12 protein-coding genes and 1 other annotated feature are annotated in these 15,832 nt (G+C 52.4%); of the genes, 11 read left to right on the forward strand and 1 reads right to left on the reverse strand.

All coding sequences use genetic code 11. The annotated features are described in order from the left end of the window. The first annotated feature begins 79 nt into the window (after positions 1 to 79). From DD586_RS05285 to hemH, 8 genes are all read left to right on the forward strand, one after another. A complete protein-coding gene (locus DD586_RS05285) occupies positions 80 to 448 on the forward strand; it encodes a DUF454 family protein (protein ID WP_012883783.1) in 369 nt (122 codons plus the stop codon). A 180-nt stretch (positions 449 to 628) separates the two neighbouring features. Continuing rightward, positions 629 to 1,177 carry an adenine phosphoribosyltransferase gene (gene apt, locus DD586_RS05290; RefSeq protein ID WP_012883784.1) on the forward strand — a complete coding sequence of 183 codons (549 nt, stop codon included), beginning with the start codon at positions 629 to 631 and terminating at the stop codon, positions 1,175 to 1,177. Positions 1,178 to 1,251: 74 nt separating this feature from the next. Next, positions 1,252 to 3,279: a DNA polymerase III subunit gamma/tau gene (gene dnaX / locus DD586_RS05295; protein ID WP_012883785.1), complete on the forward strand. Its 2,028-nt coding sequence runs from the start codon at positions 1,252 to 1,254 to the stop codon at positions 3,277 to 3,279. Next, positions 2,606 to 2,670, forward strand: a sequence feature (DnaX frameshifting element). Its footprint overlaps the gene before it by 65 nt. A 43-nt stretch (positions 3,280 to 3,322) precedes the next feature. Next, on the forward strand, positions 3,323 to 3,652 hold the full coding sequence (locus DD586_RS05300) for a YbaB/EbfC family nucleoid-associated protein (RefSeq protein ID WP_012883786.1): 330 nt from the start codon (positions 3,323 to 3,325) through the stop codon (positions 3,650 to 3,652). After that, positions 3,652 to 4,257: a recombination mediator RecR gene (recR, locus tag DD586_RS05305; protein ID WP_012883787.1), complete on the forward strand. Its 606-nt coding sequence runs from the start codon at positions 3,652 to 3,654 to the stop codon at positions 4,255 to 4,257. The genes DD586_RS05300 and recR overlap by 1 nt, the downstream gene beginning before the upstream one ends. Before the next feature lie 175 nt (positions 4,258 to 4,432). Next, the gene (gene htpG / locus DD586_RS05310) at positions 4,433 to 6,316 is read left to right on the forward strand and encodes a molecular chaperone HtpG (RefSeq protein ID WP_167316304.1); all 1,884 of its coding nucleotides are present in this window, start codon (positions 4,433 to 4,435) and stop codon (positions 6,314 to 6,316) included. Between the two features lie 286 nt (positions 6,317 to 6,602). Continuing rightward, the gene (adk, locus tag DD586_RS05315; RefSeq protein ID WP_012883789.1) at positions 6,603 to 7,247 is read left to right on the forward strand and encodes an adenylate kinase; all 645 of its coding nucleotides are present in this window, start codon (positions 6,603 to 6,605) and stop codon (positions 7,245 to 7,247) included. Positions 7,248 to 7,515: 268 nt separating this feature from the next. Then, positions 7,516 to 8,478, forward strand: a complete 963-nt coding sequence (hemH, locus tag DD586_RS05320) for a ferrochelatase (RefSeq protein ID WP_012883790.1) — start codon at positions 7,516 to 7,518, stop codon at positions 8,476 to 8,478. 54 nt (positions 8,479 to 8,532) lie between these two features. Here the strand turns inward: hemH and ybaL are convergent, their stop codons facing one another. Beyond that, on the reverse strand, positions 8,533 to 10,218 hold the full coding sequence (ybaL, locus tag DD586_RS05325; protein ID WP_012883791.1) for a YbaL family putative K(+) efflux transporter: 1,686 nt from the start codon (positions 10,216 to 10,218) through the stop codon (positions 8,533 to 8,535). 601 nt (positions 10,219 to 10,819) lie between these two features. On the opposite strand from ybaL, the gene ushA reads away from it, so the two are divergent. From ushA to DD586_RS05340, 3 genes are all read left to right on the forward strand, one after another. Further along, positions 10,820 to 12,472: a bifunctional UDP-sugar hydrolase/5'-nucleotidase UshA gene (ushA, locus tag DD586_RS05330; RefSeq protein ID WP_012883792.1), complete on the forward strand. Its 1,653-nt coding sequence runs from the start codon at positions 10,820 to 10,822 to the stop codon at positions 12,470 to 12,472. A 603-nt stretch (positions 12,473 to 13,075) separates the two neighbouring features. Continuing rightward, on the forward strand, positions 13,076 to 13,468 hold the full coding sequence (locus tag DD586_RS05335; RefSeq protein WP_012883793.1) for a hypothetical protein: 393 nt from the start codon (positions 13,076 to 13,078) through the stop codon (positions 13,466 to 13,468). Positions 13,469 to 14,113: 645 nt separating this feature from the next. Next, entirely contained in the window at positions 14,114 to 15,706 is a 1,593-nt protein-coding gene (locus DD586_RS05340) for a methyl-accepting chemotaxis protein (protein ID WP_012883794.1), read from the forward strand. Positions 15,707 to 15,832 lie beyond the last annotated feature (126 nt).

Genomic DNA, 15,832 nt, shown 5'->3' on the forward strand with positions numbered 1-15,832 from the left:
ACGTTTCCTGTGGATTGCGATCGGGTCAAGCGGGCCGGGCTGCCGGGGCCGATAAAGGCGGGGAAGACAAGGAGGCGATATGTATCGGATAGTGTTGATAACCGTAGGGTGGCTGGCGGTGGTGCTGGCAGCGTTGGGCGTGGTGTTGCCGTTGCTGCCGACTACGCCGTTTTTACTGCTGGCGGCCTGGTGCTTCGCCCGCTCTTCACCACGGTTTCACGACTGGTTGTTGTATCGTTCCTGGTTTGGTAGTTACCTGCGTCACTGGCAACAGCACCGTGCCCTGCCGCCGGGCGTCAAAGTTAAAGCAGTTATCGTGGTTATCGCGACCTTTGCCTTGTCATTGTGGCTGGTGGAAGTCAGTTGGGTCAGGGGGATGCTGCTGGTTATTCTGGCGGTGTTGCTGACGTTTATGCTGCGTTTACCGGTTATTGATCCGAAACAATAGCCTGCGATAAAAATGTGCAGATCCGAGCGGGCCGGTTGCATTTGCCCGTCAGTTTGACTAGATTTGAGCGTTTTCGTGCGCGAGCCGCCACCGTATTTTTTATCGTCAGCACCTGTAGGCAGCATGGCGAAGCACCGTGGCGGTGTTCAGTGAATATCAGGTTTTATCAGGCACAACATTATGACCGCAACTCAGCAGCCAGAATTAATTAAAAACAGTATCAAGAGTATTCCGGATTATCCCAAGCCGGGCATACTGTTTCGTGATGTGACCAGCTTGCTGGAAAATCCGCAGGCGTATTCGGCGAGCATCGACATGCTGGTTAAACGTTATCAGAACACCGGCATTACCAAAGTTGTCGGTACCGAAGCACGTGGTTTCCTTTTTGGTGCCCCGGTAGCGCTGGCGTTGGGCGTCGGGTTTGTTCCGGTGCGTAAGCCGGGTAAACTGCCGCGAGCGACGCTGAGCGAAAGCTACGAGCTGGAATACGGCAGCGATACGCTGGAAATTCACACCGACTCTATTACCGCTGGTGATAACGTGCTGGTGGTAGACGACCTGCTGGCGACCGGCGGCACGATTGAAGCGACGGTCAAGCTGATTCGCCGTCTTGGCGGCCAGGTTTCCGACGCGGCATTTATTATCAATCTCTTCGACCTGGGTGGACAGCAGCGCCTTGAAAACATGGGCATCACTTGCTACAGCCTGGTCGATTTCCCCGGCCATTGATGACAGCAGTCTCGCCGATGGCGGCGAGACTGTGTTAGCATCACCTCCTCAATAACTCAACTTCTGCGGTATTGATGAGCTATCAGGTTCTTGCCCGTAAGTGGCGTCCCCAAACCTTTGCCGACGTGGTAGGCCAGGAACATGTCCTGACCGCGTTGGCTAATGGTCTTTCGTTAGGCCGTATCCATCATGCTTACCTGTTTTCCGGTACCCGGGGCGTAGGCAAGACGACGATCGCCCGTTTGCTGGCGAAAGGGCTGAATTGCGAAACCGGGGTGACGGCGACACCTTGCGGTCAGTGCGATACGTGCCGGGAAATAGAGCAAGGCCGATTTGTCGATCTGATTGAAATCGATGCGGCATCCCGCACTAAAGTTGAAGACACGCGAGACTTACTGGATAACGTGCAATACGCGCCAGCTCGCGGTCGTTTCAAAGTTTACCTGATTGACGAAGTGCACATGCTCTCCCGCCACAGTTTCAACGCGTTGTTGAAAACACTGGAAGAGCCGCCTTCGCATGTGAAATTTCTGCTGGCAACCACAGACCCGCAAAAACTGCCGGTGACGATTTTGTCGCGCTGTTTGCAGTTTCATCTCAAAGCATTGGATGCCGAGCAAATTCGCCAACATCTGCAACAGGTTCTGGAGCAGGAACAATTGGCGGCGGAGCCACGTGCGCTGCAATTGCTGGCCCGTGCGGCCGATGGCAGTCTGCGTGACGCATTGAGCCTGACCGATCAGGCGATCGCCATGGGGCAAGGGCAGGTGACAGCCGCTGCGGTCAGCGAAATGCTGGGTACTCTGGATGATGAGCAACCGCTGGGGCTGATTGAAGCACTGGTAAAAGGCGATGGGGCCGGGGTGATGGCGCTGATGGAGCAATCGGCAGTACGCGGTACTGACTGGGAAGCCTTGCTGGTAGAAACCCTGACACTGCTGCATCGGATTGCCATGCTGCAGTTGCTGCCATCCGCTCTGGGCGATGAATACCACCAGGTCGCCCCTCGTTTGCGCGAGCTGGCGCGGGTTGTCCCGCCTTCGGATGTGCAACTCTACTATCAGACATTGTTGGTCGGCCGCAAAGAGCTGCCGTTTGCACCCGATCGTCGTATGGGCGTGGAAATGGCGCTGTTGCGGGCATTGGCGTTTCATCCCAGTCAGGTGATTGCTGAACCGGTTCCTGTTAGTGCATCTCCGCTCGCACCTGCGGCTGGAGTGCCTTTAGCGACTGAACCGGTCCGTATGCCTGCATCAGCACCGGTGGTCGGTGCTGTACCGGCTGCACCCAGCGCCGAGCCGGTGATAAGCCATGCGCCGCCGGGGGGAAGTGAATCCTCTTCGCCTTCAGCCTTGCCGCCAACGCAGGAAAGTAATTTGCCGGATGCGACCGCACAACTGTTACAGGCGCGTAGCCAGCTACTGAACCGGCAGGGAAATCCTCCCGCAAAAAAGGCTGAACCGGCGGCGTCAGGAAAAACGCGGCCGGTAAACTCGGCACTGGAGCGTCTGGCGTCAGTGACCGAGCGTGGTCAGCAGCAAATGGCAGCCAAAGCGGTGGCGCAGGACGAGCAGAAAAAGCAGGAGGCGTATCGCTGGCGGGCGCAGAAGAAAGCCGCGACGACGGAAACCGAGCCGGTGACGACGCCCAAAGCGCTGCGTTCGGCACTGGAATATGAAAAAACGCCGGAACTGGCCGCAAAGTTGGCGGTAGAAGCGATGGCGCGGGATGCCTGGGCGGCGGAAATCGATCGTCTGACGCTGCCGAAACTGGTACAACAGCTGGCGCTTAATGCATTTAAAGAGACGCCGGAAGACGGGGTGATTCATCTGCACCTGCGTTCTTCACAGCGTCATCTGAATTCGGCGGCGGCGCAGAAAGCGTTGTCGGAGGCACTGGCGGCGCATTATGGACGCGATGTCAGCCTGACGGTTACCGAAGACGATACCCCGACGGTGCTGACACCACTGGAGTGGCGACAGGCCATTTATGAGGAGAAGCTGGCGCAGGCGCGTCAGTCCATCCTGTCTGATACTAATATTCAAACGCTACGGCGTTTCTTTGATGCGGAACTGGACGAAGAAAGTATCCGCCCCGTTTAACCCCGCTGCCCATCGGCAGCCCGAAAGTGGTAGAGAGAGCGATATGTTTGGTAAAGGCGGTTTAGGCAATCTGATGAAGCAAGCTCAGCAGATGCAGGAAAAAATGCAGAAAGCGCAGGAAGAGATTGCCAATCTGGAAGTGACCGGGGAATCGGGCGCAGGGATGGTAAAAGTGACGATTAATGGCGCTCACAATTGCCGTCGTGTTGAAATCGATCCGAGCTTGATGGAAGACGACAAAGAAATGCTGGAAGACCTGATTGCGGCAGCATTCAATGATGCGGCGCGCCGTATCGCTGAAGTTCAGCAGGAAAAAATGGCGTCGGTTTCCAGCGGTATTCCGTTGCCACCCGGCTTCAAGATGCCGTTCTGATGCAAACCAGCCCGCTTCTTGAAACATTGATGGAGGCGCTGCGCTGCTTACCCGGCGTGGGGCCAAAATCAGCACAACGCATGGCGTTCCACCTGTTGCAGCGCGATCGCAGCGGTGGTATGCGTCTGGCGCAGGCGCTGACCCGTGCCATGTCGGAAATAGGCCATTGTGCCGATTGTCGGACTTTTACCGAGCAGGACGTTTGCAGCATTTGCGCGAACCCGCGCCGTCAGCAGAACGGCCAGATTTGTGTGGTGGAAAGCCCGGCGGATATCCACGCCATTGAACAGACCGGGCAGTTCGCGGGTCGTTATTTTGTGTTGATGGGGCACCTGTCGCCGCTTGATGGCATAGGCCCTGGCGATATCGGGCTGGATCGGCTGGAAGAACGTCTGGCGTCGGAAACCATCAGTGAGGTGATTCTGGCGACCAACCCGACGGTGGAAGGCGACGCAACGGCGAATTACATCGCTGAGCTGTGCGCCGAACACGGGGTTATGGCCAGCCGTATCGCCCACGGTGTGCCGGTAGGCGGTGAGCTGGAAATGGTGGACGGTACCACGCTGTCTCACTCGCTGGCTGGGCGTCATCCTATCCGGTTCTGATTTTTACTACCGTCAATCTCTACGGCCGTCACCCGACGGCCTGTGTGCCTCAGCCGTCTTCTGTATCGTCAATTGCACATCCCCCCTTGAAACCCTGACGGTTAATCCCCATCTGTTGCTCATCCTCCGTTGAATCAGCCTGAATAAATACGTATTGAGGGAAGTAATAATGAGTATGAAAGGCCAAGAGACCCGCGGCTTCCAGTCAGAAGTCAAGCAACTGCTGCACTTGATGATCCATTCGCTGTACTCCAACAAAGAAGTGTTCTTGCGCGAATTGATCTCCAACGCGTCCGATGCTGCGGATAAGCTGCGTTTTCGTGCACTGTCCGCCCCTGACTTGTATGAAGGTGATGGAGAACTGCGCGTTCGGGTATCTATCGATAAAGAAAAGCGCACTCTGACCATCAGTGATAACGGTATCGGCATGAGCCGCGATGACGTTATCGACAATCTGGGGACGATTGCCAAATCCGGTACCAAGGCGTTTCTGGAGTCTCTCGGTTCTGATCAGGCAAAAGACAGCCAGTTGATCGGCCAGTTTGGTGTCGGGTTCTACTCCGCGTTTATCGTCGCCGATAAGGTCACGGTAAAAACCCGTGTGGCGGGTGCCGATGCCGAACAGGGTGTGTTCTGGGAGTCAGCCGGTGAAGGTGAATACACCATCGCTGATATCGCTAAAGCGCAACGTGGTACCGAAATCACCCTGCATCTGCGCGAAGGCGAAGATGAGTTTCTCGATAACTGGCGGGTGCGCTCAGTCATCAGCAAATATTCCGACCACATCGCACTGCCGGTAGAAATTGAATCCCGCACGGAAAGTGAGGAAGAGGGCGGTGAAGAGACCGTCACTTGGGAGAAAATCAACAAGGCTCAGGCCCTGTGGACCCGCAACAAGTCAGACATCAGCGATGATGAGTACAACGAGTTTTACAAACATATCGCCCATGACTTTACCAACCCACTGAGCTGGAGCCACAACCGGGTAGAAGGAAAGCAGGAATACACCAGCCTGTTATATATTCCTTCCCAGGCTCCTTGGGACATGTGGAATCGCGATCACAAGCATGGTCTGAAACTGTATGTGCAGCGCGTATTCATTATGGACGATGCCGAACAGTTCATGCCGAACTACCTGCGCTTTGTCCGCGGTTTGATAGACTCCAATGACCTGCCGCTCAACGTATCCCGTGAAATTCTGCAGGATAACCGTGTCACGCAGAGTTTGCGTACTGCGTTGACGAAGCGTGTGTTGCAAATGCTGGAAAAACTGGCTAAAGACGACAGCGAAAAATACCAGACGTTCTGGAGTCAGTTTGGCCTGGTGTTGAAAGAAGGCCCGGCGGAAGACGGCGGTAACCGTGAAGCCATTGCCAAACTGCTGCGTTTTGCGACCACCCACAATGATAGCGATGCACAGACCGTATCGCTGGATGACTATATCAGCCGCATGGTGGAAGGTCAGGATAAGATCTATTACATCACGGCTGACAGCTATGCTGCGGCCAAGAGCAGCCCGCATCTGGAACTGTTCCGCAAGAAAGGCATTGAGGTCCTGCTGCTCTCCGATCGTATCGACGAATGGATGATGAGCTACCTGACCGAGTTTGACGGTAAATCGTTCCAGTCGGTTAGCAAAGCTGACGAGTCGTTGGATAAGCTGGCAGATGAAGCCAACGAGTCGCAAAAAGAAGCAGAAAAAGCGCTGGAGCCATTTGTCGAGCGTGTTAAGACGCTGCTGGGAGAGCGTGTAAAAGAGGTTCGTCTGACGCATCGCCTGACTGATACCCCGGCGATCGTAACGACGGATGCCAATGACATGAGCACCCAGATGGCGAAGCTGTTTGCCGCAGCCGGGCAGCAGGCACCGGAAGTGAAGTACATTTTTGAATTGAATCCGGAACATGCACTGGTGAAACGTGCCGCTGACACCCAGGATGACGCGCAGTTCGGTGAGTGGGTCGAACTGTTGCTGGATCAGGCGCTGTTTGCCGAGCGTGGTACGCTGGAAGACCCTAACCAGTTTATCCGCCGTATGAACCAACTGCTGACTGCCTGATTAGCACCGTTAGCATGATAAGCGCCCCGGTCAACCGGGGCGTTTTTTATCGGCCTAAAACCCTGTCTTCAGGGGGATGAGGGTTTGTTACCATATCGGTTTCCCGCCTGACTCCCTGTCGTCTACACTCTCAGAGTCGGCTGAAAAGCCATGCGCCATCACGAATTTCAGCTTTGCCGTGCCCGCTGAAGCGAGCCCGTTCCTTGAGGAAGCGCCTCCGGAATGGTATGGTTTAGCGTTTTTCAAATTTTTTTTAAAAAAACTACATAGCAAGGGGAATTACGCAATGCGTATTATTCTGCTGGGCGCTCCGGGCGCAGGCAAAGGTACTCAGGCTCAGTTCATCATGGAGAAGTATGGCATTCCGCAAATCTCCACCGGCGATATGCTGCGTGCGGCGGTAAAAGCCGGTAGCGAACTGGGCAAGCAGGCAAAAGAGATCATGGATGCGGGTAAACTGGTGACAGACGAACTGGTGATTGCCCTGGTTAAAGAGCGTATCGCACAGGATGACTGCCGCAATGGTTTCCTGCTGGATGGTTTCCCGCGTACCATTCCTCAGGCTGACGCGATGAAAGAGGCTGGTATTGCCGTCGATCACGTGATTGAGTTTGATGTGCCGGATGAGCTGATCGTTGAGCGTATTATCGGCCGTCGCGTACACGCGGCTTCCGGTCGTGTGTATCACGTGAAATTCAATCCGCCCAAAGTGGAAGGCAAAGATGACGTGACCGGTGACGAGCTGACTATCCGTAAAGATGATCAGGAAGACACTGTGCGTAAACGTCTGGTGGAATATCACCAGCAGACCGCTCCGCTGGTGAACTACTATCAGCAGGAAGCGGCAGCTAACCACACCCTTTACCACAAGATTGATGGTACACGTCCGGTTAACGATGTCAGTGCAGAACTGGCTCGTATTCTGGGCTGATCCCGTTTTTCGCAGGCGCTGCCATCACTGGCGGCGCTTCTTCTTTATCCCCTGACAGTCTCCTTTCGCTGTTTCCCCTATTCGGCAGCAGGATAACAACGGCGTTTTCAGCCAACGGTTTGCCCCGATGAGGGAGTATCGTTCCCGGCAATCGCTGGTATCGGCGTTAACCTCGTAGCCTGCGGTTCCTCATCGTCCGGTTTCCGCTACAATGTGGTTTCATTCTCGTCTACACATGATGCCGAAGCGACAGTAAAGGAAAACGTTGATGAAAAAAGAGAAACGCGGTGTGTTGATGGTGAATCTGGGGACGCCGGATGCACCGACGCCGCAAGCGGTAAAACGTTATCTGGCCGAATTCCTGCATGACCGGCGTGTGGTTGACCTGACCCGGCTGATATGGTGTCCGTTGCTGCACGGTATTATTCTGCCGACCCGTTCGCCACGAGTGGCAAAGCTGTATCAGTCGGTGTGGATGGATGAAGGTTCACCGCTACTGGTTTACAGCCGCCGACAGCAGCAGGCGCTGGCAGCAAGCCTGCCGGATATTCCGGTAGCGTTGGGGATGAGCTATGGCTCGCCGAGTCTGCAGTCCGCACTGGACGCGTTGCTGGCACAGGGCGTGACCGAGGTGACGGTATTGCCGATGTACCCACAGTATTCCTGCTCCACCACTGCGGCAGTGTGGGATGGTGTGTCCGCGCTGTTGCGTAACCGGCGACAAATTCCGGGTATTCGCTTTATTCGTGATTATGCTGAGCACCCGGCCTATATCGCAGCGTTAAAGCACAGCGTTGAACAGTCATTTTTACAGCATGGCGTACCGGATAAGCTGGTGATTTCCTTTCACGGCATTCCACAGCGCTACGCCGATGAAGGTGATGATTATCCTAAACGTTGTGCCGCTACGGCACAGGCGTTAGCGGCGGCACTGGGATTATCGTCAGAGCAAGTGATGATGACCTTCCAGTCTCGTTTCGGTCGTGAGGCCTGGTTGACGCCTTATACCGATGAAACGATGCAGGCGCTGCCGAAGCAAGGGGTAAAACGAATCCAGGTGATTTGCCCTGGTTTCGCGGCTGACTGCCTTGAGACGCTCGAAGAGATCAAAGAGCAGAATCGGGAGCTCTTCCTGCACGCGGGCGGCGAGTCTTTTGAGTATATTCCCGCGCTGAACGACGCGCCGTTGCATATTGCACTGCTGGCGCAACTGGTCGGTGAGCAGGGATAAACCGATATCGGTGAGGAAACGTCAGGCACCGTGGGGTGCCTGACAGGAGTTTTCTTAGATTGGACAGGCTTTGGCGGCGACGATCTCGTCCACGTCCAGCATGGTTATCATGGTTTCGGCGATTTCCCGCTCGCCCATCACAACGTGGTCGGCACCGTGCTCGGTGATATAGGTGACTTCATCGTCATAGTGCGCTCGGGCGATGATTTTCAGGTCTGGACGTTTGGCTCTCGCCGCTGCCACAATTTCCCCGGCTTCGTATCCGTTAGGGATCGTCAGCAGCAGCCAACTGGCGCAATCGAGGCGGGCAATGTCCATGATGTCAGGCCGGGTCGCGTTGCCCAGTACGGTTTTAATCCCCTGTTCCCGCAAGCTATCGACGCGCGCTCGCGATGTTTCAACCACCACCATCGGAATGTCGGCCTGATGCAGCCGGGCGCCGATCAAGCTGCCTACACGTCCGTAGCCGACCAATAGCGCATGGTTACACAGTTCAACCGGAATCTGCTTTTCTTCTTCGATCGCTTCTTCAACGATTTGCTCTTCAATGGTTTCGTGCCGTGCCAGATAACGTTCCAGCAAAGCGAAGAGCAGCGGGTTGAGCATAATCGACAAAATCGCGCCTGCCAGCACCAGATTGCGGCCATTCTCTGACAGCATACCGAGCGAAATACCAAGGCCCGCCAGAATAAAGGCAAACTCGCCAATTTGTGCCAGACTGGCGGAGATGGTCAGTGCTGTACGTCTTGAGTGACCGAACATATGCACCAGCAGGAACGCGGCCATCGACTTACCTATCACGATAATCAGCAACGTGGCCAACACTGCCAGTGGTTCATGTATCAGGATCATGGGGTCGAACAACATGCCGACGGACACAAAGAACAGGACGGCAAAGGCGTCACGCAAGGGGAGAGTATCGTGGGCGGCACGTTGACTGAGTTCTGACTCGTTTAACACCACACCCGCGAAAAAAGCCCCCAGTGCGAATGACACATCGAACAGTTTGACGGCACCGAAGGCGATGCCCAACGCCATTGCCAGCACGGCCAGCGTAAATAATTCCCGTGAGCCGGTACTGGCGCTTTTTGCCAGCACCCACGGCACCACACGTCTGCCGACCACCACCATCAGCGTAATAAACGCCACCACTTTACCCAGCGTAATTGCCAGATCTTGCAAAAGCTGGCTGGTATTGGCGGTATCGATTTTCAACATGTCGGCGAACGCTGGCAGCAGTACCAGTGTCAGTACCATCGCCAGATCTTCAACAATCAGCCAGCCAATGGCGATTTGCCCGCGTTGGCTGTCAATTAACTGGCGCTCTTCGAGCGCTCGTAGCAGTACCACGGTACTGGCGGTGGACAGACACAAACCAAACACCAACCCCTCAGGTAGACTCCAGCCCAGTATTGATGACAGTCCGGCCCCTAGCAGGGTCGCCATCACTATCTGTGCCACAGCGCCGGGGATGGCGATCGACTTTACCGCCATTAAATCCCGTAGCGAAAAATGCAGCCCAACACCAAACATCAGCAAAATTACGCCCAGTTCGGCAATTTCCGGTGCCAGTTGAGTATCAGCGACAAAACCGGGTGTAAACGGGCCGACCATCACACCGGCCACCAGATACCCGACTAATGGCGAAATACGCAGTCGGTTAGCCAGAATACCCAGTAAGAAAGCCAGCACCAGACCGACGGCCATCGTGGAGATTAAGGGGGTGGTATTATCATGCATTCCGACTCCTTTACCATGCGTAACGAGAATGGGCGGATATTCCTGAGCCGACGGCAGGCTGTGGCTCCTGAATGCTTATGTGCTCTGCCGCGCTAACTCGTTCTCCGTCCGTGTAACGCCGGTGCTATGCAACGTCAGAGGAGTTAAAACCGTCGGAAAGGCGACAGAGTGAGACATAAATGATGTTTTTCATCTGTTTAAATAGTGTAACACATATTTATAGTTAAATTATTGCTTTTATCATTGATATATAGAGCTAATTTAATTTCTTTTTGTGGGTAAACCAGATGGGACGCTATCAGTGATATCACGGCCATGATTCAATGTATGAATTATCAGTCGGATAGTTCCACATCATTGTGATATGGCTACTGCATCGCTATCACCACGCCATAGTGAAAAAACGCTCGGGTTCACCATAACGTCAACTATCCCACCCTGACTTGTGTTAGCTTGTGCATGTATTTACCAGTTTAATGTAACAATCCTATACCAAAAGTTATTCGGGTTGCAGGGGGGGCATACTTGCGTTTTGCACGTGCCGCCTGGTCGTAGCCTGGATATGACGAGTCGATAAGGGATTTTTATCACGGGAGTTGTCATGCATTTTTCTGTCAAAAGTCTGGGGTGCCTGATTGCGGTAACACTGGCGGTGTCGTCACCTGCTGCACAGGCATGGGAAAAAGATAAAACTTACAACATCACTATCCTGCATACGAATGATCATCATGGTCATTTCTGGCATAACGATTACGGCGAATATGGTCTGGCGGCGCAAAAAACGCTGGTAGACCAGATTCGTCAGGACGTCACAGCTAAAGGCGGCAGCGTGTTACTGCTGTCAGGCGGGGATATTAACACCGGGGTGCCGGAGTCAGACCTGCAGGATGCTGAGCCGGACTTTCGTGGCATGAACCTGGTCGGCTACGACGCCATGGCAGTCGGTAACCATGAGTTCGATAACCCACTCACGGTGTTGCGTCAGCAGGAAAAATGGGCGCATTTCCCGCTGCTTTCCGCCAACATCTACCAGAAAAGCACCAGTAAGCGATTATTCAAACCCTATGCGCTCTTCGATCGTCAGGGGGTGAAAATCGCAGTGATTGGCCTGACAACGGATGACACGGCCAAAATTGGTAATCCAGAGTATTTCCACGATATTGAGTTTCGCAAGCCAGCCGATGAGGCGAAGAAAGTCGTGGAACAGCTACGCAAAAAAGAAAAACCAGATGTGATTATCGCCGCCACCCACATGGGGCATTACGATAATGGCGAGCACGGTTCTAACGCACCGGGTGATGTGGAAATGGCACGCAGCCTGCCTGCGGGGTATCTCGATATGATTGTCGGCGGCCATTCGCAGGACCCGGTATGTATGGCCAGCGAGAATAAAAAACAGGTCAATTATGTGCCCGGTACGCCTTGCGCGCCGGATCGTCAAAACGGCACCTGGATTGTGCAGGCGCATGAGTGGGGTAAATACGTCGGTCGTGCTGATTTTACCTTCCGTAATGGTGAGCTGACACTGACGCATTATCAACTGATTCCCGTCAATCTGAAGAAGAAAGTAGAGAAGGCCGACGGTACCAGCGAACGTGTGTATTACACCCAGGAAATCAGCCAGAATCCGGACATGGTGAAACTGCTGACGCCCTTTCAGGAAAAAGGCAAAGCACAGCTGGATGTCAAGGTGGGGAGTGTGAATGGCCGACTGGAGGGTGATCGTAATAAGGTGCGTTTTGTACAAACCAACCTGTCGCGCGTATTGCTTTCTGCGCAACTGGAACGCGCCAAAGCTGATTTCGCTGTGATGAGTGGCGGTGGCGTGCGCGACTCCATTGAGTCCGGTGACATCACTTACAAGACTTTGCTCAAAGTCCAACCGTTCGGCAACACGCTGGTATACGCCGATCTGAAAGGCAGCGAGGTGGAAAAATATCTGGCAGTCGTCGCCAATAAGAAAGTCGATTCCGGCGGTTATGCTCAGTTCCTGAATGTGGGTCTGCAAGCGGATGGCACTGGCGTTAAGAACGTGAAAATTAAGGGCGAACCACTGCAGGCCGACAAAGTCTACCGTATTGCCACCTTGAGCTTTAATGCCACTGGCGGGGACGGTTATCCGAAGCTGAGTGAGCTGCCAGGTTACGTCAATACCGGTTTTGTGGATGCAGAAGTACTGCGCCAGTATGTTGAGGATCATTCTCCTCTACAGGCGGCAGATTATGAGCCGAAAGGTGAGATTGTTTATCAGTAGTGATGGCTTATTAGTAATGATTGCTGAGTCAATGAATCGCATGTAATCGATAAGTCATTTGGCGGTTGCTATCCTGGTATTAACGGGGCAACCGCTACTTTACTTGTCACGTCATGGATCGTGGGTCATGTCTGGACCCGGTTATCCGGTATTTGAGATATTTCGTAAAATAACCGTTGTTATTTTTATCTCCCAATAAATGATGATGGTTTGAATATTGTTTTTAACTGCGTTTTTAAAATAATGAAAATATGAAGTGTGTGGATGTATTCGCCATGCTTCATTTTACGAGTACGTTGATTGAATTACCCCCCCTCCCTCTTTTGGCAGCACGATGCATCGCGTTACAAGGCCCAGTCAGCCTCATTCAGGTGGGGCAGAGCATAAGCGTATTAAGCTGTAATTCGAATTATTTCGGATATATAACTCACTAATAATTACCTGCCACTTGAAAAGGGTTGAATAGGTCATGAGGTGATAACGTTGACAGTTTTTTATTTTATCAGCTAGGATGGCGTGGCCATAATTCGTTGAATCGTATGGCTTGAACAATAAATTACACATTACTATTTTTTATATGCGATTTATTCAGGAGATTGAATAATGCGAATGACCTCTATTGGCATTTTTATGCTGGCTACCTTGCCTTTTGTGAGTGAAGCGGCAACCAGCGTTACGATTGATGCTCTGCGTAATTGTCAGACCGCGCCATTGGTAGACACAGTATCGGGTACATCGGCTAAATTCTCCTTAGAACCAGGAAGGTATGTTTTATCTCTTGTTTCTAACACGATGAACTGTACCAGCTCTTCTGGCTGTATTATTGATACCGTCATGGTGCAGGGTGGGTTTAAAAACGCGCGTTGGGGTGTTTCTGTTACCAGTAATCCGGTTGTGGTAGATTCAACCGGCTCAGCGTTTATCGCCTATGTTAGCGATGACAATTGTTCTGATAATATTGGCCAGGCCACGTTGTTGATACAAAAAGCAAACTAATCGAGTGATGGCCTGTAGCCGGATTAGCTGTCGGGTACAGGCTGATGGTTTGCTTGTTGGGATTAAATCAGTTTCCACCGTGAATATAAACGTGTTGTGGTGTTGGTGATGTGTTTATGCATCTCAGATTATTGACGGTGCTCGCTTGAAAATAACGCCTCGTTGGAGTGAACCCTGTGGCGTTATTCCTTTCTATCTCTTCCCGTCCTTGTATCGTTTCAGGTGATCATGATCGCATTTCATTATGAAAGAAAATGAGAATGTTAGCCTGAGAACTTTTTAGTCCGGGGAAAATACATTTTGTTTTCTTTTTCAAATCAGTGATGTCAGCATCAAATTTGCCATATGCTGGGGGAAGGCTTGCTTAACGTTATGATACTGTTGAATCATCGTATTAGGGCGTGGTGGCTTGTCTTTTCGCCGTACGACAGCTTACTCAGCGATGTCGAGGGTTGTTATGCCATGCAGAGAGTAAACCGGATTTACTGATGAATACTCTTTTTTATGCTTAAAAAGCATATAAGTAATCTTTATGTTTTCTGCTATTTAAAAGGGGGGCGCTGATTTTATTAGATATAGGGTATGTGATTGGCGAGTGTGGCATAAAAAATTGATAATACAACCTCATAAAAAGGTGTTAAACAAATGAAAATATCTCTTGCCAGGAAGATTTGGCTTCCACTTATCATTAGTTTGTTATGTCTGGCAGGGACGCTGCTTTATGGATCGATGAAAATTAAGCAAGATCAATTATCGCTGAGGGAAATGGAGTTAATGCATGTGACTCAGCTGGCGTTGGGGATTGTAAAAACTAATGCTGAGTTAGCCAGCAGCGGAGCGATTTCTTTAGAGGAAGCTCAGCGGCGTGCAATGAGGTCTATAAAAGATTTGCGCTATGGCGATTCAGGTTATTTCACCATTCTCAACTCCGAACCCCGCGTCTTAATGCACCCGATTAATGAAAAGCTGATTGGTCAAGGGCCAGATGTAAAAGACGCTAACGGTACCTTTATTTACCGGGATATGGTGGCCGTGACAAAGAACAGTGAAGCGGGTTATACGGCTTACGCCTTCCCCCGTCCCGGCTCCACCGTTGCACAACCTAAAGCAGCCTATAATTTACGCTATGCGCCCTGGGATTGGATAATCACGACGGGGCTGTATATTGATGATATTAATGAGGCGTTTACTCATTCTTTATATAACAACGGCATGATTTTTATCTTAGTCAGCGTGTTACTTTCGCTGCTGGTTTACTGGATAAATCGCAGTATCTTGCGTGTACTGGGAGGTGAACCGTCTTATGCCGCAGAAGTCGTAGAGCGTATCGCGGCGGGGGATTTATCGCATTCGGTGACGACATTACCTGGCGATAATATCAGCCTGCTGCATGAAATGGAGATGATGCGCAAACAGCTGATTACTGTCATCGAAGATATTCGTGCTGGCGCAGAGGTGATTGATGCCAGTAGTGGTGAGGTGATTGCCGGTAATAGCGACTTATCCTCTTATACGGAACGGCAGGCTAGCGCACTGGAGAAAACCTCGGCGAGTATGGAGGAAATTACCTCTACCGTTAAACAGAACGCCGACAATACGGAACAGGCCCGTCACCTGGCGCATTCGGCACTGGGTATTGCCTCTCGCGGTGGTGAAGTGATGCGGGAAGTGAACGACACCATGGATGGCATTTCTGAAAGCTCAGATAAAATCGCTAATATTACCGAAGTGGTGAATAACATCGCATTCCAGACCAATATTCTTGCGCTGAATGCGGCGGTGGAAGCGGCGCGAGCCGGTGAACAAGGGCGCGGTTTTGCTGTTGTGGCTGGTGAAGTACGAAGCCTGGCGTTACGCAGTGCGCAAGCGGCTGGAGAGATAAAAAGCCTGATAGAAGAGTCGGTTTCCCGCGTGAATAGTGGCTCGGCGAAGATAAAAATGGCCGACAGCAGCATCAAGGATGTCATCAGCGCGGTGCAGCATGTGGCGGACATTGTGTCAGAAATCGCGACGGCGACCAGCGAGCAGGGCAAAGGAATCAGCTATATCAATGAATCGATCGTCCAGATTGATTCTATCACTCAGCAGAATACCGCTCTGGCTCAACGGGCCGTCGCGGCGGCGAATGAACTGGAAATACAGGCTCAGGGGTTAAAAACCTCGGTTGCCTATTTTAATACCGACGGCGTGGATCATAGCCGGGGGGCGCTGGCGATTGGCCGGGTGTCATCACGGTAACGTCAATCTACTCATAGCACTGGCGGCCGGTAGATGGCCGCCTTTTCATCCGCGTGTTTGCACTTACTGGGTTTGTTTGATTGGCACTCATTCTTGTCTTCTTGCGGTCTTTTCGGCCCTCTTTTG

It is taken from the genome of Dickeya parazeae Ech586 (assembly GCF_000025065.1).
In the GTDB taxonomy this organism is placed as follows: Bacteria; Pseudomonadota; Gammaproteobacteria; order Enterobacterales; family Enterobacteriaceae; genus Dickeya; species Dickeya zeae.

Bases quoted from the DNA above. Each gene is read 5' to 3' on its own strand.
- DD586_RS05285 (WP_012883783.1), top strand. From the start codon at position 80: ATGTATCGGATAGTGTTGATAACCGTAGGGTGGCTGGCGGTGGTGCTG.
- recR (WP_012883787.1), top strand. From the start codon at position 3,652: ATGCAAACCAGCCCGCTTCTTGAAACATTGATGGAGGCGCTGCGCTGC.
- htpG (WP_167316304.1), top strand. From the start codon at position 4,433: ATGAAAGGCCAAGAGACCCGCGGCTTCCAGTCAGAAGTCAAGCAACTG.
- apt (WP_012883784.1), top strand. From the start codon at position 629: ATGACCGCAACTCAGCAGCCAGAATTAATTAAAAACAGTATCAAGAGT.
- DD586_RS05300 (WP_012883786.1), top strand. From the start codon at position 3,323: ATGTTTGGTAAAGGCGGTTTAGGCAATCTGATGAAGCAAGCTCAGCAG.
- DD586_RS05340 (WP_012883794.1), top strand. From the start codon at position 14,114: ATGAAAATATCTCTTGCCAGGAAGATTTGGCTTCCACTTATCATTAGT.
- ybaL (WP_012883791.1), bottom strand. From the start codon at position 10,218: ATGCATGATAATACCACCCCCTTAATCTCCACGATGGCCGTCGGTCTG.
- ushA (WP_012883792.1), top strand. From the start codon at position 10,820: ATGCATTTTTCTGTCAAAAGTCTGGGGTGCCTGATTGCGGTAACACTG.
- adk (WP_012883789.1), top strand. From the start codon at position 6,603: ATGCGTATTATTCTGCTGGGCGCTCCGGGCGCAGGCAAAGGTACTCAG.
- dnaX (WP_012883785.1), top strand. From the start codon at position 1,252: ATGAGCTATCAGGTTCTTGCCCGTAAGTGGCGTCCCCAAACCTTTGCC.
- DD586_RS05335 (WP_012883793.1), top strand. From the start codon at position 13,076: ATGCGAATGACCTCTATTGGCATTTTTATGCTGGCTACCTTGCCTTTT.
- hemH (WP_012883790.1), top strand. From the start codon at position 7,516: ATGAAAAAAGAGAAACGCGGTGTGTTGATGGTGAATCTGGGGACGCCG.